Here is a 23,494-nt window from a genome sequence, read left to right on the forward strand (position 1 = left end):
CCGGAGATTGTTGCCGTGAAACGGCCGCGCAAGCGTGGCGCTAGCGTCGCGGTCATCGACATCGGCTCCAACTCGGTGCGTCTCGTCGTCTACGAGGCGCTGGCGCGGAGCTTGATTCCGATCTTCAACGAAAAGACGCTGTGCGGCCTCGGGCGCGAGGTGCAGAGCACGGGCCTGCTTGCGCCCGACGCCGTCGACAAGGCGCTGACCTCGCTGAAACGCTTTCGCGCGCTGTGCCGCGTGATGCAGGTCGGCCGCGTGTTCGCGATCGCGACCGCCGCCTGCCGCGACGCCTCCAATGGCGCCGACTTCATCGCGAAAGCCGAGCGCATCTGCGCCGTGAAGATCGAGATCCTGTCGGGACCGCGCGAAGCAAAGCTGTCGGCGCTCGGCGTGATCTCGGGCATTCACCAGCCCGACGGCATCGTCGGCGATCTCGGCGGCGGCTCGCTCGAGCTGATCGACGTGCGCAGGAACAGCGTGCGCAGCGGCGTGACGTTGCCGCTCGGCGGCCTTGCGCTTCAGGACCTCGCCCACAAATCGCTGAAGCGCGCCGATCGCATCGTCCGCGAGGCGCTCGACGAAGTCGAGCAGCTCGCCGCCGGGCGTGGCCGCACCTTCTACGCCGTCGGCGGCACCTGGCGCGCGCTCGCGCGCATCCACATCATCCAGAGCGGCTATCCGCTCCAGGTGATGCACGGCTACTCCATTCCCGCGGCCGAGGCGCTCGATTTTGCCCGTCGCCTGCGGCGCCTCGCCGCCGTTGACATGCTCGCCGACATCGAAGTCGTCGCTGATGCGCGGCGCCCTCTCCTCACCTATGCAGCGCTGGTACTCGAGCACATCATCCGGGTTGCGAAACCGAAGACCATCGTGTTCTCGACCTTCGGCGTGCGCGAAGGCCTGTTGCACGAGAAGCTGCCGGAGGCCGAGCGCAACAAGGACGGCCTGATCTGCGCCGCCGAGGAGCTGAACGAGCTGTTGTCACGCTCGGCCAAGCACGCGCGCGAGCTGATGGCCTGGACCGATCGCCTCGCACGCGTGGTGAAGCTGCGCGAGACTGAGGAAGACCGCCGCCTGCGTCATACCGCCTGCCTGCTGTCCGACATCGGCTGGCGCGTCCACCCCGATCATCGCGGAGAGCAGACGCTGAGCCTCGTCGTGAACGCCAATTTCGGCGCGATCGACCACCGCGAGCGCGCCTTCGTCGGCCTGTCGGTGTTCTATCGCTATGCGGGCCTCAGCGAAGAGAACCAGCCGCCGTTGACCATGCAGGAATTGCTGACGCCGGCGCAGCTCGAACGCGCCCGCCTGTTAGGTGCGGCGTTCCGTGTCGCGCATCTGATCTCGGCCGCGCGCCCCGGCGTGTTGCCGGCCACGCATTTCCGCAGCCGGGGCCGCAATCTGATGCTGGTTTTCGAGCACAGGCTCGGCGATCTCGTCGCCGACCGTGTCGGCAGCCGTTTCAAGCAGCTCGCCCGCCTGATCGGGCGCAGCGGCTCGATCGTCCGGCGCTAAGCGGCGCTCCGTTCTGTCGCTGAATGAGGCAGGTTGATGCAAATCAACCCGACCGCGTCGTGCCGGACTAACGTGCCGCCACGTTGTTTCGGACCACTGCTGCCATGCTGCTCCAACCTGGGCTTCGCCTCACGATCCGCAGTCGGAAAATGGCTGCCTGCGTCTTGTCCGCGCTGGCCTTTGGCCTTTCGCCGCCGGTTCTTGGAGCGCAGGACGAACTCAAGCTGAGCGAGCAGCAGGCGAGAAATCTTGGCGTGCGCGTCGCTCATCCGATCGCGAGCAGGACGGACCTGACGCTGCCCTACCCCGTCCAGATCGTGATCCCCACGCCGCAATTGTGGGTCGTCAGCGCACCCGTCGCCGGCATGGTCGCCAGCCTGCTGGTCGGCCGCGGCGATCGCATCTCGGCCGGACAGCCGCTGGTCGTTCTGGAAAGCCCCAGCTTCGTCTCCCAACAGCGCGACTACCTGCACGCGATCGCGCAGGAGCAACTGACAACGCAGCAGCTCAAACGCAACATCGATTTGTTCGACGGCAAGGCAGTGCCACAACGCGTGCTCGAGGCGAGCCAGGCCGAGGCGCGCCAGGCCACGCTCGTGGTCGCCGAACGTCGACAGATGCTGCGCCTGAGCGGAATGTCCGATGAAGCGATTTCGCGGCTGGTCGAGGAAACTGCAATCAGCGCGACGCTGACGGTCAACGCACCGCAGACCGCATCCGTAGTCGATCTCGTGGTATCGCCGGGGCAGCGGCTCGAACAATCCGCACCGCTGGTCAAGTTGGCGCGGCTTTCACCGCTATGGGCCGAAATCGCGGTTCCCGCGGCTAGCATTCGAGCGATCCGTACCGGAGCGAAAGTCGAGATCGAAGGCTATTCCACGCCCGGCAAGGTCGTGCTGGTCTCCGAGACGACGGATCCTGCAACCCAGACGATCCTGGTCCGCGCGGAAGTCCCCAACGACGGCGAGCTGCATCCCGGCCAGACGGCCGCCGCTCGCATCGGCTTTCTCTCCGCCGGCCAGAGCGCCTGGGAGATTCCTTATGCCGGGCTCGTCCGGCGAGGCGAGCAGACGTCGGTATTCGTCGCCTTTGACGGCGGTTTCCGCCTCGTTCCGGTCACGCTCCTTGCAGAAGACCAGGACCATGTCGTGGTATCCGGCCCGATCACCGACCGCGACGAGATTGCGAGCGGCGGCATCTCGGCGCTTCGCGGCATCCTCTTGGGGCTGGGGCAATAAATGCTCCGGCGTCTGGTCGCATTCGCGCTTGCGCAGCGGCTGTTCGTCGTCCTGAGCGTATTGCTGTTGATCGGCGCGGGCGCCGTGCTGCTGCCCAGCCTGCCAATCGACGCATTTCCCGACGTCTCGCCGGTTCAAGTCAAGATCATCATGAAGGCGCCCGGCCTCACCCCCGAAAAGGTCGAGCAACGCATCACGGTGCCCGCCGAGCTCGAGCTACTTGGATTGCCGAACAAAAAGATCCTGCGTTCAACCACGAAATACGCTCTGGCCGATATCACCGTCGATTTCGAGGACGGTACCGACATCTACTGGGCGCGCAACCAGGTTTCGGAACGGCTATCGAACATCTCGCGTGATTTCCCTGACGGGGCGAGCGGCGGCCTTGCCCCGATCACAAGCCCCCTGGGCGAAATGTTCATGTTCACGATCGACAGCGACGAGCTTTCGCTCGCCGAGCGTCGTACCCTGCTCGACTGGGTGATCCGACCGGCCTTGCGCACAGTGGCCGGCGTCGCGGACGTCAACGCTCTGGGCGGTTACGTGCGCGCCTTCGAGATCGTTCCGCGCAATGACGCACTTGCCGCCCGCGGCATTTCCTACGACGTGTTTCGCCGGGCGATCGAAGCCAACAGCCGCAACGACGGCGCCGGACGGGTGAACCAGGGCGAAGACAGCGCCCTGGTTCGGATTGAAGGCAGCATCCGTTCGATCGATGATATCAAGGCCATTATCGTGGACACGCGCGAGGGGGTCCCGATCCTCGTCAACGACGTCGCGAGCGTCAAAGTCGGGACGCTGACACGCTATGGTGCAGTCACGTCGAACGGGCGCGGCGAAACCGTCGAGGGGCTCGTCCTCGGTTTGCGCGGTGCCAACGCGGGGCAGCTCGTCCGCGACGTACGTGCCCGCCTTGCCGAGTTGCAATCCTCGCTGCCGAAAAGCGTTTCGATCAACGTGTTCTATGACCGCAGCCGCCTGGTCGATCGCGCCGTCGGGACCGTTGTGCGTGCCCTTGGTGAGGCCACCGCTCTCGTCATCGTGCTCCTGTTGCTCTTCTTGGGCAACTGGCGGGCCTCGCTCGTGATCGCTCTCAGCCTGCCGCTCGCCATCGTCATTGCGCTGATTGTCATGCGGGTAGTGGGGATGTCGGCCAACCTGATGAGCCTCGGCGGACTTGCGATCGCGATCGGCATGTTGATCGACGCGCTGGTCGTTGTGGTCGAGAACATTGTCGGCAACCTCGGCAAGCACGAAACCGGCAAGACGACTCCGCTGATCCACCTGATCTACCGCTCGGTTTGCGAAGTCCTGGAGCCGGTAGCCTCGGGCGTCGTCATCATCATCATCGTGTTCGTCCCCCTGCTGACGCTCCAGGGACTCGAAGGAAAGCTGTTCATCCCCGTCGCGCTGGCGATCATTTTCGCGCTCGCCGGCTCGCTGCTGCTTGCGCTCACGGTGATCCCGGTCGCGACGTCCTTCCTGCTCAGTTCTGCCTCTCATCGCGATCCCCTGATCGTTCGCGCGGCCCAGCGCGTCTATGCACCGGCACTGGACTGGGCCTTGAGCAACGAGCGCAAGGTAGTGGCTGCGGCGCTGATCGGTCTGGCCGCCGCCGGCTTTGCCTATGGAAGGCTGGGCAAGACCTTCATGCCGACCATGGACGAAGGCGACGTCATCGTCAGCGTGGAGACGCTTCCCTCCGTCAATCTCGACGAATCGCTTGCGATGAACGGGAGGCTGCAGGCCGCGCTCCTCGCAGTGCCGGACATTGCCGGCATCGTCGCACGGACCGGGTCCGACGAGCTCGGCCTCGACCCCATGGGGCCCAACCAGACCGACACGTTCCTCGTGCTGAAGCCGGCAGCCGAAAGACAGACTGAAGATCGTGAGGCTCTGCTGCAGAAATTGCGCGAGGTTCTCTCCGGCCTTCCCGGCATCTCGCTCAGCTTCACCCAACCCATCGACATGCGCGTGCAGGAGATGATCAGCGGCGTGCGTGGCGACGTCGCGGTCAAGATCTTCGGTCCGGATATCGCCAGGCTGAACGAAGCCGCGGCTAAGCTGTCCGCCATTCTGTCCGGCATCGACGGTGCCGAGGATGTCTACACCACGCTCAACGAAGGAGCTCAATATTATACGGTTTCCGTCAATCGAATGGAGGCCGGACGTCTCGGCCTGACGGTTGACGCGATCGCCAATTCGCTCCGCACCCAAATCGAGGGGCGAACGATCGGAACCGCGCTCGAGGAGGGACGCCGCACACCCATTCTCGTCCGGGGCAGCAAGACGACCAGAGAGGCACCGACCCTGCTCGCGAGCCTTCCGCTGACGCTCACGTCCGGTCAGCACGTCGCGCTGTCGCAGGTCGCCCGAATTCAACGCGTCGACGGCCCGGTCAAGATCGACCGCGAAGACGGCGCTCGCATGAGCGTGGTTCGGGCCAACGTCCGGGGCCGTGACATGGTCGGCTTCGTCGAAGCGGCCCGCCAGAAGGTCACGGAGGAACTTCAGCTCCCGGACGGCTATCGGCTGACCTGGGGCGGACAGTTCGAGAACCAGCAACGTGCCTCCGCACGTCTGTCGGTCGTCGTGCCTGTGGCGATCGGCCTGATTTTCGTCCTGCTCTTCACCACGTTCGGCGCCATCCGGCAGGCCTTGCTCGTGCTCGTGAACATCCCCTTCGCCCTGATCGGCGGCGTGTTCGCGCTGGTCGTCACGGGCGAGTACCTATCGGTGCCGGCCTCGGTCGGGTTCATCGCGCTGCTCGGGATTGCCGTCCTCAACGGCGTCGTTCTGGTCTCCTACTTCAATCAACTGCGCGCCCACGGCCTGAGCGAGCATCGCATCGTCGTCGAAGGCGCCATGCGCCGGCTTCGGCCGGTGTTGATGACCGCGAGCATCACGGCGCTCGGCTTGATTCCCCTGCTGTTTGCCTCAGGTCCGGGATCCGAGGTCCAGCGACCGCTCGCCGTCGTCGTGATCGGAGGGCTGTTGTCCTCTACGGTGCTGACGCTGATCCTGCTGCCGATCTTGTATCGCCGCTACGGCGGCGCGTCGAAGGTGGCCAAATGACCGACCAGCAGGTCTGCCTCACGCTGATTGTGCCGCGCCAACTCCGTGAAGAGATGTTCGACTATCTCGCCGAACAGAGCGACATTGTCTCGGGCTTCACCGCCTCGCGCACCGCCGGCCACGGCGGCGAAGTCCGACTGTACACCGCCGCCGAACGCGTCCAGGGCCATGCCGATCAAGCCATGGTCCAGGTCATTCTGGCGCACGATGAAGCCGTCCGCCTGCTCGATCGGATTCGGGGTTCGTTTGCCGGCACCAGGCTCGTCTATTGGACGACGCCCGTGACGGAATTCGGCATCATCGACTGAACACTAGCCTTCAGCCGACGCCTTGGCGTGCTGCTTGGAGGCTTCGAGCGCGGCGGCATTCATGCTGCGGCGGCGCCAGATCGAGCCGACCAGCAGCACGACGACGATACCGAGCACAGCGCAAAGATATTCAGCCCCACCGCCGCCATGGGCGAATTGCGGCGGAACGTGCAGGGTGCCGAGCATCCGGTCCAGCGAGACGCCGAACCGACCTTCGGAGAGTGCATGCAGCTTTGGTGCAATGCCGGGATCGGTCGCGATCACCTCGCCGGCGATCCAGCCCAGCAGCGCCGCACCGGCCCAAACCAGGATCGGCAATTGTGCGAGCAGCGCCATGATCAGCGCCGCGCCCGCAACGATCAGCGGCACGCTGACCGCGAGGCCGAGCACCAGCAGCGGCACGCTGCCATTGGCGGCGGCGGCGACCGCGATGACGTTGTCGAGGCTCATGACGATGTCGGCGACCACGACGATCTGCACCGCCTGCCACAGATGCGAGGCGGACTCGACGCCCTCCTCCTCGTTCTCAGGCACCAGCAGCTTGGCCGCGATCACGATCAGCGCGAGTCCGCCGGCCAGCTTGAGGTACGGCAGAGCCATCAGGCTCGCGACGATACCGGTGAAGACGATCCGCAGCAGCACCGCGGCGCCCGCGCCGAGCACCATGCCCCACAGCCGATGCCGCGGCTTCAGGCCGCGGCAGGCAAGCGCGATGACCAGCGCGTTGTCGCCGGACAAAAGGACGTTGATCCAGATGATCTTGCCGACCGCGATCCAGAAGGTCGGTTCGGCCATCTCATTGCGGAACTGGGTGAAGAATGCCCCGATCGTGGCGGGATCGAAGATCTGCCAGAGCCAGTTCACAATGAGTCCTTATCGCCCCGTCGAATTAGTTCGCCGGCTGGGTCAGCCGACGATCTCGTTGCCCGAGAAGAACTGCGCGATTTCGATCGCGGCGGTTTCCGGAGCGTCCGAGCCGTGCGCGGAGTTCTCGCCGATCGACTTGGCGTAGAGCTTGCGGATGGTGCCCTCGGCCGCCTTCGACGGATCGGTCGCGCCCATCGCATCGCGGTACTTGGCGATGGCGTTTTCGGCTTCCAGCACCTGCACCACGACCGGGCCGGAGGTCATGAACTCGACCAGTTCGCCGAAGAACGGACGCGCCTTGTGGACGGCGTAGAAGGTCTCGGCCTGTTCCTTGGTCATGCGGATGCGCTTCTGCGCGACGATGCGCAGGCCCGCCTTCTCGATCACGGCGTTCACGGCGCCGGTCAGGTTACGCGCGGTGGCGTCGGGCTTGATGATCGAGAAAGTGCGTTCGATGGCCATGATCTTGTCCTTGAAGAGAAAAAGGTGGTTTGGAGTTGCGGGGCTTATATCGGCGCCTTGGCGATCCGGCAAGCGAGTGCCGGGACGCACCGAAGGCTGCTTCGCCGCAGGCCGAGGCCCGAATTCCCGGCAGGATTCCAACATGGATTACAACGATTTCACCCAGATGAACCCAATCTGAAGGCCCTGTCAGGGTTTGGTTCAGCCTCGCCGGCGTAACGTCAGCTCCATCGAAACCAAGCCTTCCCCCGAGGCGGACCGTTTCGGCGGCCTTTCCATCGACGCGATGCCCCGCGCCGGCAGTTCTGAGGAGATCACCATGTTGAGGAAACTTTCGCTCGCTGCAGTCGCCGCGGTCGCGCTGGGTGCCGCACTGGCCCCCACCTCCGCCTCCGCTCACTGGCACGGCGGCGGCTGGGGCTGGCACGGCGGTGGTGGCTGGCATCACGGCGGCTGGGGCTGGGGCGGACCGCGCGTCTACGCCGCTCCCGTGGCCTACGGTTACGGCGGCTGCTACGTGCGCCGGCTGGTCCCGACCCCCTGGGGACCCCGTTGGCGGCTGGTCAACCGCTGCTACTGAGCCTTCCTGAATTACCAGAGGTACCGTTCCCCCTGCGGTACCTTCCAAGAGAGGCCCCGGCGTTCCCCCCGCCGGGGCCTTGTATTTGGGCAGATACGACGAATTCATACAATTTTTACTAGAATGCCAGCCATTCCCCGCGGCCTGCGAAACCATTTCGGGGGCCAATGACTTGGTACCGTGTCGTAACCTTGCACACACGGAACCCTGCGATGGCTGGCCTCTTTGCCAATGACAGCGAACAGATCGACCGGCGTACCAGCCGCTCGATTTGCGATGCCGTAGGCGAGCGGCTCCAGCAGAGCATACGCCCCGAACCGCGCCTCCCGACGCATCTCGAGCGGCTCCTCAACGAGCTGAAACAGCGCGACCGCGACTCGCACTGACGAAGGGTCACGGAAAAACGGGTTGCGTTTGATCTCGCCTGCGGTGACAAGGCCGCATGCTCTCCATCACCGACCTCTCCATCCGCCTTGCCGGACGTCTTCTGATCGATAATAGCTCCGTGCAGATCACGCCCGGCTCGCGCGTCGGCATGGTCGGACGCAACGGCACCGGCAAATCGACGCTGTTCAAGGTGATCCGGGGCGAGCTTTCGGCCGAGCACGGCTCGGTCACGTTGCCGCCGCGCTGGAGGGTCGGCAGCCTGGCGCAGGAGGCGCCGAACGGGCCGGAAAGCCTGATCTCGGTCGTGCTCAAGGCCGACCTCGAGCGCGAGGCGTTGCTCACTGAAGCCGAGAACGCCACCGACCCGCACCGGATCGCCGAGATCCAAACCCGCCTCGTCGACATCGACGCGCATTCAGCGCCGAGCCGCGCAGCCGCGATCCTTTCCGGCCTCGGCTTTTCCGCCGTCGACCAGCTGCGTCCCTGTGCCGAATTCTCCGGCGGCTGGCGCATGCGCGTCGCGCTGGCCGCAACGCTGTTCGCGGCGCCGGATCTCCTGCTGCTCGACGAGCCCACCAACTATCTCGACCTCGAAGGCACGCTGTGGCTGGAGGATCACCTCGCGCATTATCCGCGCACCGTGATCGTGATCAGCCACGACCGCGATCTGCTGGACAGCTCTGTCGACCAGATTTTGCACCTGGAGCGCGGCAAGCTCACGCTCTACAAGGGCACCTATTCCTCGTTCGAGGAGCAGCGCGCCGCGCGCGAGCTGCTCGATGCCAAGGCCGTCAAACGCCAGGAGGCCGAGCGCGCCCGCCTCCAGGCCTTCGTCGACCGCTTCAAGGCCAAGGCCTCGAAAGCGCGCCAGGCCCAGTCTCGCGTCAAGATGCTGGAGCGGCTGAAGCCGATCACGGCGCTGGTGACGGAGGACGTGCGCGAGATCACTTTTCCGGCGCCGGAAAAACTGCTGTCGCCGCCGATCATCGCCGTCGACAATGCCTCCGTCGGCTATGATCCGGCGACGCCCGTGCTTAGCCGCGTGACGCTGCGCATCGACAACGACGACCGCATCGCGCTCCTCGGCGCCAACGGCAACGGCAAGTCGACCCTCGTCAAGCTGCTCGCTGCCCGTCTTGCGCCCTTCTCGGGCAAGGTGACGCGCGCCGACAAGCTGTCGATCGCCTATTTCGCCCAGCACCAGCTCGACGAGCTGAACGAGGACGCCTCCGCCTACGACCACGTCCGCAAGCTGATGGGCGATGCGCCCGAAGCCAAGGTACGCGCCCGCGCCGGCGCGATCGGCTTCTCCGGCAAGGCGGCCGACACCAAGGCAGGAAAACTATCCGGCGGCGAGAAGGCGCGGCTGTTGCTGGGCCTCGCGACCTTCTTCGGCCCCAACATGATCATCCTGGACGAGCCGACCAACCATCTCGACATCGACAGCCGCGCAGCGCTCGCCGAAGCGATCAACGAGTTTCCCGGCGCGATCATCATGGTCTCGCACGACCGCTATCTGATCGAGGCCTGCGCCGACCAGCTCTGGATCGTCGCCGACCGCACCGTGACCAATTACGACGGCGACCTCGACGAGTACCGCCGCCTGGTGCTGTCCTCGCGCAATGCCGAGCCCGCCCCGCGCGAGCGCAGCGCTCAGATCGAAAAGCCGCAGCGTCCCAAGTCGGACAATCGCGGCTCGCTGAAAAAGCGCATCGCGGAAGCCGAGACTGAGATCGCCCGCGTCACCGATATCATCGCCAAGATCGACACCGCGCTCGCCCTGCCCGACATCTTCACGCGTGATCCAAAGCAGGCCGCGCAGTTGTCGAAAGCCCGCGCCAATGCGGCCGACGCGCTGGCGCGTGCGGAAGAGCAATGGCTCGAAGCGAGCGCGCAGTTCGACGAGGCGGCGGGGTAGCTCTTTCTATTCGATCACGCGATCGGCGCGCGCGAGCAGCACGGGCGGCACATCGACGCCGAGCGCCTTCGCCGTCTTCAGGTTGACGACCAGCTCGTAGCGCCGCGGCGCCTGGATCGGCAGATCGTGCGGCGAAGCCCCCTTGAGGATGCGATCGATGTAGTCGACGGGTGCGCTGACCAGCTCGTCCCAGACGAATGTGTATGACATCAGCGCCCCGCCATCGACGGCGCCCAGCACCGAATTCAGTGCCGGCACGCGAAAGCGGGCACATTGCGCGACGATGTGGTCGCGATGCCCGTTGGTGAACGGCTCTGGAATGACGAGCAGGCTGCCGTCGCCCGCACGGCTGAACGCTTCGAGCCGGGCCTCGGTCTCGCCGTCATCGTGCGTCCGCATCTCGACCACCTCGATGCCGGATGCAGCGTCCCTCGCCGCGGCAATGAGGCCAGGCGCATAGGGTGCGGTATCCGGATTGAACAGGATGGCAACGCGAGCAAGTTTCGGATCGAGCTCGCGCAACGGAATTTGTAGCGGCACGTCGCGCATCGTGCGGCTTTCGTGCTACGAAGCAAGCCCTGACATTTTCGGCCAGAACAATATTTTGAATAGGCAGTTTCGAGGGAAATCGCAGATGCCGTCACCCGAACCAATCAAATTCACCGACGGCGCGGCCTATGAGCGCTTCATGTCCCCCTGGAGCCGATCGGCGGGGACACTTTTCCTGGATTGGCTGACGCCGGGCTCTGGACAGGCCTGGGTTGATGTTGGCGCCGGCAATGGTGCGTTCACCGAGCTCCTGCTTGCGAAATCCGCCCCTTCCTCCGTTTGTGCGATCGACCCCTCCGATGCACAGATTGCGACGGCGCGCCGAAAGTTTGCGGGAAAGCCGGTCGAGTTGTCGATTGGCGATGCGATGGCCCTTCCCTATGACGCCAACCGCTTCGACATCGCCGTGATGGCACTGGTGCTGTTCTTCGTCCCCGACGCGCGCAAAGGTGCTTCGGAAATGGTCCGCGTCACCAAGCCCGGCGGCATGGTTGCATCCTACACTTGGGACATTGTGCGCGGCGGCACGCCGACGCAACCGCTGTGGGAGGAGTTGGATGCCCTTGGCATTCCCGCAGCGCGTCCACCGAGCGCGGACATCTCGCGCTTCGAGGCGCTGAAAGCACTCTGGGCGGAGCTTGGTCTGCGCGAGATCGAAACCCGCGAGTTGGTCGTCGAGCGGACATTCGCCGACTTCGACGACTACTGGCTGTCGATGGTCGTCAGCAGCCCGAGCGGCGTGATCGCAAAGCTGTCTGAAAGCCAGGGCGCGGAGCTCAAGAGCCGGCTTCAGGCGCGACTGCCCGCAAGCGCGACCGGAGCGATCACCGTTCATGCCTCGGCCACTGCGATCAAGGGTCGCAAAGCTGCATAGCGATGTCGATGGGCGAAAGGCCGACGGCGCGTTACGTCGCGGCCTTCTTCTTCGCCTTCGGCTTCACGGGCTTCGCAACCACCGGCGGCTCGGGCGTGCCCTCGATTGCGGACAGGCGTCCTGACGTGAAGGTGTAGATGCCGGCACGCGGACCCGCGGTCCAGGTCACCACCGCGACGCGACGGCCGGCGGGATCAGTGGAGAGATTGACGGTCGAGGGTGCGCCGATGCCGCGCACGACGTCGCATTCGGTGTGGCCGAGTGCGACCGTGCCGCCCACGGGCGCCGGCGCCGTCGTCGACGCATTGGCGTCTGCAGGTCCGGGCGGCGGTGCCATGCCGGGGCAAGCACCGTCGGCGCTGACGAGGTCTTCGGCCCCCACGGGCTTGTCAGGGGTCAGCGGCGGCGACTCGATCGAGATGTTCTTGATGAACAGGCGGCTCGGCTTGTTGAACCATTCGGCGTCTTTGGCAGACGCCAGCAGATCGGTTCCGCCCGAGCAGCCCGCGATCAGCGGCGCGACCGCGGCCAACGCAACTATGAGCGACTTTGGAAGCTTTTGATGTCGCACGATAAACTAGGTTCCCAGCATGAAGGAGCAGCCCTAAGCGATTGTCCCAACATCACTTTGCGGCACGAAGGTGGCCGAAACCAGTCTGTCCGCGAAAGTCCAAATTATCATTAATTGCGCGGGGGCGCTAATTCCGCCGCTGCCACCGGCCCCGTTCGTCCGCCTGCCAATAGGTGACCTCAAATCCGCGCGCCTTGCAATCGGTCCAGGTGCTGCGGGCAGATGCAAGCGCGTCCGGATCGTCGCCGTTGAACAGCAGCACCATCCGCTCATAACCTTCCGTGTCCTCCGGCAACGCGGCGTTGTCGACCAGGAAGCGAACATTGGCGCCGTTCGGATTGTCCGCCTCGATCGCCAGCACGATCGGCTGCTCGGCCGCATCGTTCACTCGCCATGTCGCGTGCGGCAGGAAGGAATCGTCGCGATAGGTCCACAAGTGAGCGTCGAGTGCATCGGCGCGCTCCGGCGAGGTCGACTGCACCACGACGCGCCAGCCGCGCTCGAGCGACTTCTCGAGAAGCGGCGGCAAGACGTTCTCAACCGTCATGTTTTGCAGATGGTAGAACAGGACTTCGGTCATCTCACGTCATTTGCGCTCGTAGTGATCGGCCACCAGGCGGTCGAGCAGCCTGACGCCATAGCCGGACCCCCAGCTCTGGTTGATGTCGGTCTTGGGCGCGCCCATCGCGGTGCCGGCGATGTCGAGATGCGCCCAGGGCGTGCCATCGACGAAGCGCTGCAGGAACTGCGCCGCGGTGATCGAGCCGCCGTGACGGCCGCCGGTGTTCTTCATGTCGGCGAACTGGGAATCGATCAGCTTGTCGTATTCGGGACCGAGCGGCAGGCGCCAGACCTTCTCGCCGCTCTCGATGCCGGCCGCGAGCAGCCGCTCGGCGAGTTCGTCATTGTTGGAGAACATGCCGGCGTGATCGGTGCCGAGCGCAACCACGATCGCGCCTGTCAGCGTCGCGAGATCCACCATGAACTTCGGCTTGGTCTTCTTGGCGACGTACCAGAGCACGTCGGCCAGCACGAGGCGGCCTTCCGCGTCGGTGTTGATGATCTCGATGGTCTGGCCCGACATCGAGGTGACGATGTCGCCCGGCCGCTGCGCGTTGCCGTCGGGCATGTTCTCGACGAGGCCGATGGCGCCGACCACGTTGACCTTGGCCTTGCGCGCCGCGAGCGCGTGCATCAGGCCGACGACGCAAGCAGCGCCGCCCATGTCGCCCTTCATGTCCTCCATGCTGCCGGCCGGCTTGATCGAGATGCCGCCAGTGTCGAAGCAGACGCCCTTGCCGACGAAGGCGACCGGAGCATCGCCCTTCTTAGCCCCGTCCCAGCGCATGATCACGGTGCGGCTCGGCCGCGCCGAGCCCTGGCCGACGCCGAGCAGCGCGCCCATGCCGAGCTTCTGCATCGCCTTGACGTCTAAAACCTCGATCTTGACGCCGAGCTTGCGCAGCTGACTGGCGCGGCGCGCGAACTCCTCGGGATACAGCACGTTCGGCGGCTCATTGACGAGATCGCGCGCGATGACCACGCCGTCGACCACCGCGCCGGCGGAGGCAAAGGCCTTCTTCGCAGCGGCCACATCGCCGACCGCGAGCGAGATGTCGGCGCGCAGCGCGCCCTCCTCGCCGTCCTTCTTCTTGGTCTTGTAGCGGTCGAACTTGTAGGCGCGCAGGCGCAGGCCCGAGGCGATCGCCACCGCCTGCTCGGTGCTCATGGCGCCGCCGGCCATTTCGGCCATGATGGTCATGGCCGCGGAACCCGGCTTGAGCTTGCTGGCGGCCATGCCGCCGAATTTGAGGAAGTCGTTGCCTTTCAGGCTCGAGGCCTTGCCGGTCCCGATCACGATCAGGCGCTCGGCCTTCAGCCCCTCCGGGGCGAGGATGTCCAGGGCGGCGCCGCTTTTGCCCTTGAACGAGGCGGCGGCGGCCGCCCGCTTCACGAGTTCGCTCGCCCCGCCGAGCGCCTTGGCCGTCGCCGGGCCGACCTTCAGAGCGTCGTCACAGAACACGACCAGAATGCCACGGGCGGCGGGCGCCATCGGGACAAAGCCGACCTTGATGGCATCGGACATGGGTAACTCCTCGAAAACGTGGGGCTTTTTGCCGATCAACCGGTGCGGCCGAAGGCCGGAGCTGAACGGCGATTCACTCGTCTCGCCCCACTATGGGCCAGAGGCGCGGTCGATGCCAAGCGCGCCCGTGACCGCGACGCCACATCAAGGGAAATATTAACCATATAGAGAGGGTGCCATGGGTCAGCCATTTTGTTGACGGATCAAAGGGATGGTAGTGAGAAAGTGAGCCTCCGGAAGAGGTGATTGGCCGGCCTTGGGGATCCCTGTCAGGGATTGGTCGGACAGCGCGAATTCCGGAACGCGTTGGGGACTTGGTGGGATTCGTGCGGTAGCGCATGGGGTCGATCGACAGGTATATTTTCCGCACGACGCTGGCGTCGTTTGCGCTGGTCCTGGTCAGCCTCACCGGCGTGATCTGGATTACGCAGGCGTTGCGCGGCATCGACCTGATGACGAGCCAGGGTCAGACCATCATGACCTTCCTCGGCATCACCGGGCTCGTGATCCCGGCGCTGGTGCTGATCATCTCACCGATCGCGCTGATGATCGCGATCTCTCACACGCTGAACAAGCTCGCGACCGATTCCGAGATCATCGTGATGAATGCCGCCGGCTTCTCGCCGTTCCGGCTGTTCTATCCGTTCTTCTACGCCACCTGCGTGGTGGCGCTGCTGGTCGCCTTCATCGCCGCCTATCTGGCGCCCGACGGCATGCGCCGGATCAAGCAGTGGGACGCCGAGATCACCGCGGACGTGCTCACCAACATCCTGCAGCCCGGGCGCTTCGCCCAGCTCGACAAGAACCTCACGATCCGCATCCGCGAACGGCTGCCCGGCGGCATCCTTGCCGGAATCTTCATCGACGACCGCCGCGATCCCAATGAGCGTATCTCGATCGTCGCCGAGCAGGGCGAGGTCGTGAAGAACGAGAACGGCTCGTTCCTGGTGCTGAAGGACGGCAACCTCCAGCGCTTCGAGGCCGGCAAGCGCGATCCCGCGCTGGTGGCGTTCGGCCGCTACGGCTTCGACATGTCGAAGTTCGGCAACCAGGGCCACGACGTCACCCTCGGCATTCGCGAACGCTATCTGTGGGAGCTGTTCTCGCCGTCCGAGGACGACCCCGTCTACAAGCAGATCCCCGGGCAGTTCCGCTCGGCACTGCATGACAGCCTGCTGGCGCCGATCTACCCCTTCGCCTTTGCCGTGCTGACCTTCGCTTTCCTGGGCGCGCCGCGCACCACGCGCCAGAGCCGCAACTTCTCGATCGGCTCGTCGATCCTCGCCGTGTTCGGCCTGCGGATGGCGGGCTTCGCCTGTTCGGTCATGTCCGTGAAATCGTCGGGGCCGGTGCTGGTCCAATACGTGATGGTTCTAGGCGCCATCGGCGTCGGGTTGTGGATGGTCATCGGCGGCATCGTGGTCGAGCCGCCGCCCGGTCTGATGGAAACCGTCAACAGGTCGAATGCGCGCATCGCGCGGCTGTTCGGACGGCCGGCCGCCGCATGAGCATGCTCACCAACACGCTCGGACGCTATTTTGCCGGCCGCTTCGTGGTTGCCGCACTCGGCGTGTTCGCGAGCATTTTCCTGCTGCTGGTGCTGGTCGATTACATCGAGATGGTGCGCAAGACGTCAGGGCTCGCCTCCGCCTCCGCGATCATGGTGGCCGAAACCTCGCTGTTCCGCGTGCCGCAGCTGCTGGAGAAGCTGACGCCGTTCTGCATGCTGATCGGCGCCATGACCTGCTATCTCGCGCTCTCCCGCCGGCTCGAACTCGTGGTGGCGCGCGCCGCCGGGATCTCGGCCTGGCAATTCATCTCGCCGGCGCTCGGCAGCGCGCTTCTGATCGGCGTGATCGCCACCGTCGCCTACAATCCGATGTCGGCCAATTTGCGCGAACTCTCCAAGCGCATGGAGGCGGAGCTGTTCGGCTCGGCGCCCGGCGGCGGCATCCAGGATGCCTCGGGCTTCTGGCTCAACCAGGTCACCAGCGACGGCCAGACCATCATCAACGCCGCACGCAGCGAACAGCAGGGCGTCCGGCTCACCGGGCTCACGCTGTTCCGGTTTGATACAGAGCAGCACTTCAAGGAACGGGTCGAGGCGCGCGAGGCGACCTTGGAGGCCGGTCACTGGCTGTTCAAGGGCGTGCGCCGCTTCTCGCTCGACGCTCCCCCGATCGATCAGGCGAGCCTGGAAATTCCGACGACGCTGACCGAGGCGCAGGTTCGCAACAGCTTTTCCACACCCGAGACTGTGTCCTTTTGGCAACTACCGAGCTACATCCGCTCGTCCGAGAGCTCGGGGTTCGCGACAGCGGGATATCGACTCCAGTATCACAAGTTGCTGGCACAGCCGTTTTTGCTCGCCGCCATGGTGATGCTCGCGGCTTCCGTGTCGCTGCGCTTCTTCCGGATGGGCGGCGTACAGAAGATGGTTTTGAGTGGCGTGGGCGCAGGCTTTCTGCTCTACGTTCTGTCGAAAGTGACTGAAGACTTGAGCAAGGCTGAGTTGATGCATCCGATCGCTGCGGCGTGGTTGCCCGTGGTGGTGGGCGGCCTCACCGGCTTTTTGGCCTTGCTTTATCAGGAGGACGGATAGTGACGGCCGTCCGCCGAGGACAACTGGCTGGCTGGGCGCCGCGCACCCTCGTGCGCGCGAACGGATGTCGGTTGTCCATTCGCAGGCTCGTGCTGGCCGTCATCGCCGTCGCCTCGCTCGCCGGCATGATCGATCTTGCCGCGGTGGCTCCCGCTGCCGCCCAGGGCTTCACCTACAATCCGCTGCCGCCCCGTCCGAAGCCGCCGAAGGCCGCCAATGACGGGCAGATGCTCGTGCAGGCGACCGAGGTCGATTACGACTACAACAATTCGCGCGTCTCCGCGGTCGGCAACGTTCAGCTGTTCTACAACGGCACCAGCGTCGAAGCCGACCGCGTCGTCTACGACCAGAAGACGAAGCGGCTTCATGCCGAAGGCAACATCCGCATGACGGATGCCGACGGCAAGATCACTTACGCTGAGATCCTGGATCTCTCCGACGACTATCGCGACGGTTTCGTCGATTCACTGCGCGTGGACACCGCCGACCAGACCCGCATGGCCGCGACCCGCGCCGACCGCTCCAGCGGCAATTACACGGTGTTCGAGAACGGCGTCTACACGGCCTGCGCGCCGTGCAAGGACGATCCGAAGAAGCCGCCGCTCTGGCAGGTCAAGGGTGCCCGCATCATCCACGACCAGCAGGAGAAGATGCTGTATTTCGAGACGGCGCAGCTCGAATTCTTCGGCGTGCCGCTCGCCTACCTGCCCTACTTCTCGACGCCTGATCCGACCGTGAAGCGCAAGACCGGATTCCTGATGCCGGGCTTCACCTCCTACACGGCGTTCGGCTACGGCGTCGAAGTCCCGTTCTACTGGGCGATCGCTCCCGACATGGACGCGACCTTCAGCCCGCGCATCACCTCCAAGCAGGGCGTGCTGTTCCAGGCCGAGTTCCGCCAGCGCCTGATGGACGGCGCCTACCAGGTCCGCGTCTACGGCATCGACCAGCTCAACCCCGACAAGTTCGCGGGCCTGCCGGGCGACCGTCAGTTCCGCGGCGGCGTCGAGACCAAGGGCCAGTTCGCGCTCAACGACAAATGGGTCTGGGGCTGGGACGGCGTCCTGCTCTCCGACTACTACTTCATGTCGGACTACCGCCTGTCGGCCTATCGCGATCCGCTCGGCTCGTTCCTGAACCTGCCGACGGATGCGCTGTCGCAGCTCTATCTGACCGGCGTCGGCAATCGCAGCTTCTTCGATGCGCGCACGATGTACTGGCTGAGCTTCTCGGGCAACCAGCAACAGGTCCCGGTCGTCTATCCCGTCATCGACTACTCGAACGTGCTCAACTATCCGATCTTCGGCGGCGAGGTCTCCTACAAGACGAACTTCGTCAATCTGACCCGCAACGACGCGGTGTTCGACCCGATCACGACGCTCGCCAACACCAACAGCCTGTGCACGACGACGTCGGCCGATCCGCTCGCGCGCACGCCGTCACAGTGCCTGCTGCGCGGCTTCCCCGGCACCTACACCCGCCTGACGGCGGAGGCGCAGTGGCGCAAGTCCTACACCGATCCGTTCGGCGAGATCTGGACGCCGTTCGCGATCCTGCGCGCCGACGCGATCAACGCCGACGTCTCCAACCAGCCGGGCGTGTCGAACTACCTGTCCACGGGCAACACTCAGGCGCTCCGCCTGATGCCGACCGTTGGCCTCGAATATCGCTACCCCTTCATCAACGTGCAGCCCTGGGGCTCGACCACCATCGAGCCGATCGCGCAGGTCATCATCCGCCCGAACGAGACCTATGCCGGCAGGTTCCCGAACGAGGACGCCCAGAGCATGGTGTTCGACACATCGAACCTGTTCAGCGTCGACAAGTTCTCCGGCTACGACCGCGTCGAGGGCGGCGGCCGCGCCAATGTCGGCGTGCAGGCTACCACGCAGTTCGACAAGGGCGGCGCGGTCAAGGTGCTGTTCGGACAGTCCTACCAGCTGTTCGGCATGAACTCCTACGCGGTCCAGGATTCGATCAACACGGGCCTGGATTCCGGCCTCGACAAGCCGCGCTCCGATTACGTCGCGAGCGTCGCCTACTCGCCGAACAGCACCTATACGTTCAGCGTTCGCTCCCGCATGGACGAGCAGACCTGGAACGTCCAGCGCTTCGAGGCGGAGGGCCGCGCCAACTTCAATCGCTGGTCGGTCAGCATGATGTACGGCAATTACGCGCCGCAGCCGGAACTCGGCTACCTGACCAGGCGCGAGGGCATCCTGACCTCGGGCTCGATCAAGGTCGCGACCAACTGGGTGGTGACGGGCTCGGCACGCTGGGACCTCGAGGCCAACAAGATCAACCAATATGTGCTCGGCGCCGGCTATGTCGACGATTGCTTCGTGCTGGCGGCGAACTATGTAACTTCGTATAGCTATTCCGCGGGCACCACGCCGCCCGTGCTGAGCCACGCGTTCATGTTCCAGATCGGCTTGCGCACGCTGGCAACCTCGTCGGGGACCAGCAGTTCCGCCGGCATCCAGTGAACCCGTCTGAATTGCCGGCCGCCTCTTCCCCGTTGCGGGATCATCCCGGCTGACACGCGAGCGAAAACCATGACGACCCGATTGCCTGTCTTCCGCCTCCTCCCCCTCATCCTCGTCGTCGTGCTGACGTTGGTCGGCGCGCCGGCGCGGGCGCAGAACATCGTGGTCATGGTCAATGGCGATCCCATCACCGATTTCGACATCGAGCAGCGCACCAAGCTCGACACGCTGACGACGCAGAAGACTCCGAGCCGGCAGGACGTCATCAACACGCTGATCGACGACAAGCTCAAGATCAAGGAAGGCAAGAAATACGGCGTCGAACCCACCGCTTCCGACATCAACCAGTCCTACGAGGGGATGGCGCAGCGCATGCGCATCTCGCCGGAGATGCTGACCAAGTCGCTCGAGGTCAAGGGCGTGCGCCCCGACACGCTCAAGAGCCGCATGAGGTCCGAGATGGTCTGGACCAGCCTCGTGCGCGGCCGCTTCAAGGAGAAGCTGATCGTCGGCGAGAAGGACGTCGCCGACAAGGTGCGGGAAAGCGGTGATGCAAAGCTCCAGATCGAGGGCACCGAATACAAGATGCAGCCGATCGTCCTGATCGTGCCGCGCGGTTCGTCCGCCGCTTTCCAGGAGACGCGGATGAAGGAAGCCGAACAATATCGCGCGCGTGTCGGAAGCTGCGACGAAGCCAATTCGCTGTTCCGTTCGACCCCGAACGCCACCATCCGCGACAGCGTCACCAAGACCACCGCCGACCTGCCGGAAGCGCTCCGCAAGGTGCTCGACGAAACCCCGATCGGCCACCTCACGGCCCCCGAAGTGACCAGGTCCGGCATCGAGATGGTCGTGCTTTGCTCGCGCAAGCCGACCACGATCGATACGCCGAAGAAGCGCGAGATTCGCGACAAGATGTACCAGGAGAAGTACGAGAAGACCCAGCGGGCCTATCTCGACGATCTCCGCAAAGCGGCGATGATCGAATATCACAACCGCTGATGGCCACCGCTCCCGCAAAACCTCTCGCGCTCACGCTCGGAGAACCCGCCGGCATCGGCCCCGATATCACCATCGCAGCCTGGCTCAGGCGCCGCGAGTTGGGACTGCCTGCCTTCTATCTGCTCGGCGACGAAGCGCTGATCGCGCAGCGCGCCAGGATGCTCGAAGCCGAGATCAGGATCGCCGCGGTGAGCCCGGGCGAGGCCGCAACTGCCTTCGCCGATGCCCTGCCCGTGGTTGCGACCGGGGAGCGTGCGACCGCCGTGTCAGGCAAGCCGGACGCGTCGAGCGCGCCGGCTGCGCTCGCCTCGATCCGCCAGGCCGTCAGCGACGTGCGCGCTGGATTCGCCAGCGCCGTCGTCACCAACCCGATCGCCAAGAGCGTGCTCTACCGCGCGGGCTTCCGCCATCCCGGCCACACCGAATTCCTCGCCGAACTCGCAGCCACGCAGGCCGGCGTTCCGCAGCCGGTGATGATGCTGTGGTCGCCGCGTCTCGCCGTGGTGCCGGTGACGATCCACGTGTCCTTGCGGGATGCTCTCGCCGAACTCACCAGCGACCTCATCGTCTCGACCGTGCGCATCGTCGCAGCCGAGCTCACGTCCCGCTTCGGCATTGCCCGTCCCCGCATCGCGATATCGGGCCTCAATCCCCATGCCGGCGAAGACGGCTCGCTCGGCCATGAGGAGCAGACCGTGATCGCGCCGGCGCTCAAGGTTCTGCGCAACGACGGCATCGACGCCAGGGGGCCGCTGCCCGCCGACACCATGTTCCACGAAGCCGCGCGGCAAACCTACGACTGCGCGGTTTGCATGTACCACGACCAGGCGCTGATTCCGATCAAGACGGTCGCGTTCGACGATGCCGTCAACGTCACGCTCGGCCTGCCCTTCATCCGCACCTCGCCCGATCACGGCACCGCCTTCGACATCGCCGGCACCGGCAAGGCCAATCCGGCGAGCCTTGTTGCTGCGCTCAAGCTGGCGAGCCGCATGGCGGCTGCAAACAGCTGATGGGCGCGATCGACGACCTCCCGCCGCTTCGCGAGGTCATTCGCCAGCACGCGCTGTCGGCCCGCAAATCGCTAGGCCAGAACTTTCTGCTCGATCTCAATCTCACCGCGCGCATCGCGCGTGCGGCAGCGCCGCTCGAAGACAGCGTCATCGTCGAGATCGGCCCCGGCCCCGGTGGACTGACCCGCGCGCTGCTCGCGCTCGGCGCCAAACGCGTCATCGCGATCGAGCATGACGAGCGCGCGATCCCGGCGTTGAAAGACATCTCAGCGCGCTACCCCGACCGGCTCGAGATCGTGCATGGCGATGCCATGACCTTCGATCCGCGTCCGCTGCTCGCGGGCGAGCGCGCCAAGATCGTCGCCAACCTGCCCTACAACATCGCGACCCAGCTCCTGATCAACTGGCTCACCGTGGAGCCCTGGCCGCCCTGGTACGACATGATGGTGCTGATGTTTCAGCGCGAGGTCGGCGAGCGCATCGTCGCGCGCGAGGACGAGGAGGCCTATGGCCGTCTCGGCGTGCTCGCCAACTGGCGCGCGGAGACGAAAATCCTGTTCGACATTTCGCCGTCCGCCTTCGTGCCGCCGCCGAAAGTCACGTCGTCCGTCGTGCGCCTGGTGCCGCGCGCGGAGCCGCTGCCCTGCGATCGCAAGCTGCTCGAACAGGTCGCGGCCGCTGCCTTCGGCCAGCGCCGGAAAATGCTGCGCCAGAGCCTGAAATCGCTTCAAGCGGACCCCGTGCGACTTGCCGCCGCCGCAGGCGTCGATGCGACGCGGCGCGCCGAGACCATTCCCATCTCGGGCTTTGTTGCCATGGCGCGTGAATTGGCCGATATACGCAACGAAGCGTGACAATTCATATTCCGGAGGAAAGAAAATGGCGTTGATGCGTCGGCAGTCCCTGGTCAAGTTCGATGCGCCGCTGTGCGAGACCATCGTCGACACACCAAAACCGCAGGGCGCCGAGGTGCTGGTGCGCATCGAGCGCTGCGGGCTGTGCCATTCCGACCTGCACATCCAGGACGGCTATGCCGATCTCGGCGGCGGCAAGAAACTCGACACCACGCGCGGCATGACGCTGCCCTTCACGCTCGGCCACGAGATCGCCGGCGTCGTCGACGAAGTGGGCCCCGACGTGCCGGCGAGCCTGGTCGGATCCAAGAAGGCGGTGTTTCCCTGGATCGGTTGCGGCCAGTGCCGCGACTGCAAGAACGGCGACGAGAACCTTTGCGTCAAGCAGCGCTTCCTCGGCGTCTCCATCGACGGCGGCTTCGCCACCCACGTGCTGGTGCCCGACGCGAAATATCTGCTCGATTACGATCCGCTGCCCGTCAACCAGGCCGCGACGCTGATGTGCTCCGGCGTCACCGCCTATGGCGCTCTCAAGCGCCTGGTCGATCGTCCGCGCCAGCGCAACCTGCTGCTGGTCGGTCTCGGCGGCGTCGGCATGATGGGCCTGTCGTTCGCGCAGGCGATGTTCAAGCAGCCGATCACGGTCGCCGATCTCTCGCCGGCCGCGCGCGATACCGCGCTCAAGAACGGCGCAGCCGTCGCCTACGATCCGTCCGAGCCCGACGTGATCAAGCGCATCCTGAAGGAGACCGACGGCGGCTTCGACGAGGTGGTGGATTTCGCCGGCAACGAGAAGTCGATGGCGTTTGCCGTCGCCGTCGCCGCGCGCGGCGGCAAGGTCGTGGTCTCCGGCCTGATGGGCGGACAGTTCACGCTGCCGATGGTGCAGTGGGTCTACAAGCGCCTCACCGTCGAAGGCTTCATGGTCGGCACGCTGGCAGAAGCCCACGAGCTCATGGCGCTCGCCCGCGCCGGCAAGATCAAGCCGACGCCGATGCGCGAAGAGCCGATGGGCGATGTCCAGAAATGGATCGACGAGCTGCGCGCCGGCAAGGTGGTCGGCCGCATCGTGCTGAAGAACTGAGTTTTGATCGGCGGCGGGAC

At 65.2% G+C, this 23,494-nt stretch carries 21 protein-coding genes; 15 read left to right on the forward strand and 6 right to left on the reverse strand.

Translation table 11 applies throughout. The annotated features are described in order from the left end of the window. Positions 1 to 15 precede the first annotated feature (15 nt). From ppx to QY049_RS05310, 4 genes are all read left to right on the forward strand, one after another. Positions 16 to 1,518 (forward strand): exopolyphosphatase, encoded by a 1,503-nt coding sequence (gene ppx, locus QY049_RS05295; RefSeq protein WP_194476260.1) that lies wholly within the window; start codon positions 16 to 18, stop codon positions 1,516 to 1,518. Between the two features lie 149 nt (positions 1,519 to 1,667). Beyond that, on the forward strand, positions 1,668 to 2,756 hold the full coding sequence (locus QY049_RS05300) for an efflux RND transporter periplasmic adaptor subunit (protein WP_301269154.1): 1,089 nt from the start codon (positions 1,668 to 1,670) through the stop codon (positions 2,754 to 2,756). After that, positions 2,757 to 5,831, forward strand: coding sequence for an efflux RND transporter permease subunit (locus tag QY049_RS05305; RefSeq protein ID WP_301269155.1), 3,075 nt, complete (start codon positions 2,757 to 2,759; stop codon positions 5,829 to 5,831). Next, entirely contained in the window at positions 5,828 to 6,139 is a 312-nt protein-coding gene (locus tag QY049_RS05310) for a DUF3240 family protein (RefSeq protein ID WP_194476263.1), read from the forward strand. The genes QY049_RS05305 and QY049_RS05310 overlap by 4 nt, the downstream gene beginning before the upstream one ends. 3 nt (positions 6,140 to 6,142) lie before the next feature. Here the strand turns inward: QY049_RS05310 and QY049_RS05315 are convergent, their stop codons facing one another. Beyond that, positions 6,143 to 7,003, reverse strand: coding sequence for a TerC family protein (locus QY049_RS05315; protein WP_258761965.1), 861 nt, complete (start codon positions 7,001 to 7,003; stop codon positions 6,143 to 6,145). Positions 7,004 to 7,045: 42 nt separating this feature from the next. Next, the gene (gene ndk / locus QY049_RS05320; protein ID WP_018645406.1) at positions 7,046 to 7,468 is read right to left on the reverse strand and encodes a nucleoside-diphosphate kinase; all 423 of its coding nucleotides are present in this window, start codon (positions 7,466 to 7,468) and stop codon (positions 7,046 to 7,048) included. Positions 7,469 to 7,787: 319 nt separating this feature from the next. On the opposite strand from ndk, the gene QY049_RS05325 reads away from it, so the two are divergent. From QY049_RS05325 to QY049_RS05335, 3 genes are all read left to right on the forward strand, one after another. Next, positions 7,788 to 8,048: a sulfur globule protein precursor gene (locus QY049_RS05325; protein ID WP_194476265.1), complete on the forward strand. Its 261-nt coding sequence runs from the start codon at positions 7,788 to 7,790 to the stop codon at positions 8,046 to 8,048. 212 nt (positions 8,049 to 8,260) lie between these two features. Next, a complete protein-coding gene (locus tag QY049_RS05330) occupies positions 8,261 to 8,434 on the forward strand; it encodes a hypothetical protein (RefSeq protein WP_194476266.1) in 174 nt (57 codons plus the stop codon). Between the two features lie 56 nt (positions 8,435 to 8,490). Beyond that, positions 8,491 to 10,353: an ABC-F family ATP-binding cassette domain-containing protein gene (locus QY049_RS05335; RefSeq protein WP_301269156.1), complete on the forward strand. Its 1,863-nt coding sequence runs from the start codon at positions 8,491 to 8,493 to the stop codon at positions 10,351 to 10,353. Positions 10,354 to 10,359: 6 nt separating this feature from the next. Here the strand turns inward: QY049_RS05335 and QY049_RS05340 are convergent, their stop codons facing one another. Then, a complete protein-coding gene (locus tag QY049_RS05340) occupies positions 10,360 to 10,902 on the reverse strand; it encodes an ABC transporter substrate binding protein (RefSeq protein ID WP_301269157.1) in 543 nt (180 codons plus the stop codon). 85 nt (positions 10,903 to 10,987) lie between these two features. Between QY049_RS05340 and QY049_RS05345 the strand changes: the two genes are divergently transcribed. Further along, positions 10,988 to 11,776 (forward strand): class I SAM-dependent methyltransferase, encoded by a 789-nt coding sequence (locus QY049_RS05345; protein ID WP_301269158.1) that lies wholly within the window; start codon positions 10,988 to 10,990, stop codon positions 11,774 to 11,776. 31 nt (positions 11,777 to 11,807) lie between these two features. Here QY049_RS05345 and QY049_RS05350 read toward each other — a convergent pair whose 3' ends face one another. From QY049_RS05350 to QY049_RS05360, 3 genes are all read right to left on the reverse strand, one after another. Then, positions 11,808 to 12,308, reverse strand: a complete 501-nt coding sequence (locus QY049_RS05350; RefSeq protein WP_258766978.1) for a hypothetical protein — start codon at positions 12,306 to 12,308, stop codon at positions 11,808 to 11,810. Between the two features lie 166 nt (positions 12,309 to 12,474). Then, positions 12,475 to 12,927: a DNA polymerase III subunit chi gene (locus QY049_RS05355; protein ID WP_258761969.1), complete on the reverse strand. Its 453-nt coding sequence runs from the start codon at positions 12,925 to 12,927 to the stop codon at positions 12,475 to 12,477. Positions 12,928 to 12,933: 6 nt separating this feature from the next. After that, entirely contained in the window at positions 12,934 to 14,433 is a 1,500-nt protein-coding gene (locus QY049_RS05360; protein WP_301269159.1) for a leucyl aminopeptidase, read from the reverse strand. Positions 14,434 to 14,771: 338 nt separating this feature from the next. Between QY049_RS05360 and lptF the strand changes: the two genes are divergently transcribed. The 7 genes from lptF (at position 14,772) to QY049_RS05395 (ending at position 23,474) form a co-directional block, all read left to right on the forward strand. Beyond that, on the forward strand, positions 14,772 to 15,941 hold the full coding sequence (gene lptF / locus QY049_RS05365; RefSeq protein ID WP_194476272.1) for an LPS export ABC transporter permease LptF: 1,170 nt from the start codon (positions 14,772 to 14,774) through the stop codon (positions 15,939 to 15,941). Then, positions 15,938 to 17,035: an LPS export ABC transporter permease LptG gene (gene lptG / locus QY049_RS05370; protein ID WP_194476273.1), complete on the forward strand. Its 1,098-nt coding sequence runs from the start codon at positions 15,938 to 15,940 to the stop codon at positions 17,033 to 17,035. The genes lptF and lptG overlap by 4 nt, the downstream gene beginning before the upstream one ends. 125 nt (positions 17,036 to 17,160) lie before the next feature. After that, a complete protein-coding gene (locus tag QY049_RS05375; protein ID WP_301269267.1) occupies positions 17,161 to 19,521 on the forward strand; it encodes an LPS-assembly protein LptD in 2,361 nt (786 codons plus the stop codon). 69 nt (positions 19,522 to 19,590) lie between these two features. After that, positions 19,591 to 20,523, forward strand: coding sequence for a SurA N-terminal domain-containing protein (locus QY049_RS05380; protein WP_301269160.1), 933 nt, complete (start codon positions 19,591 to 19,593; stop codon positions 20,521 to 20,523). After that, positions 20,523 to 21,536, forward strand: coding sequence for a 4-hydroxythreonine-4-phosphate dehydrogenase PdxA (gene pdxA, locus QY049_RS05385; protein ID WP_194476276.1), 1,014 nt, complete (start codon positions 20,523 to 20,525; stop codon positions 21,534 to 21,536). The genes QY049_RS05380 and pdxA overlap by 1 nt, the downstream gene beginning before the upstream one ends. After that, complete coding sequence (gene rsmA / locus QY049_RS05390) at positions 21,536 to 22,390, forward strand: 16S rRNA (adenine(1518)-N(6)/adenine(1519)-N(6))-dimethyltransferase RsmA (protein WP_258761975.1); 855 nt, start codon at positions 21,536 to 21,538, stop codon at positions 22,388 to 22,390. The genes pdxA and rsmA overlap by 1 nt, the downstream gene beginning before the upstream one ends. Before the next feature lie 25 nt (positions 22,391 to 22,415). Further along, the gene (locus QY049_RS05395; RefSeq protein ID WP_301269161.1) at positions 22,416 to 23,474 is read left to right on the forward strand and encodes an alcohol dehydrogenase; all 1,059 of its coding nucleotides are present in this window, start codon (positions 22,416 to 22,418) and stop codon (positions 23,472 to 23,474) included. Positions 23,475 to 23,494: the final 20 nt, after the last annotated feature.

It is taken from the genome of Bradyrhizobium sp. WYCCWR 13022 (assembly GCF_030435535.1).
Lineage (GTDB): Bacteria > Pseudomonadota > Alphaproteobacteria > Rhizobiales > Xanthobacteraceae > Bradyrhizobium.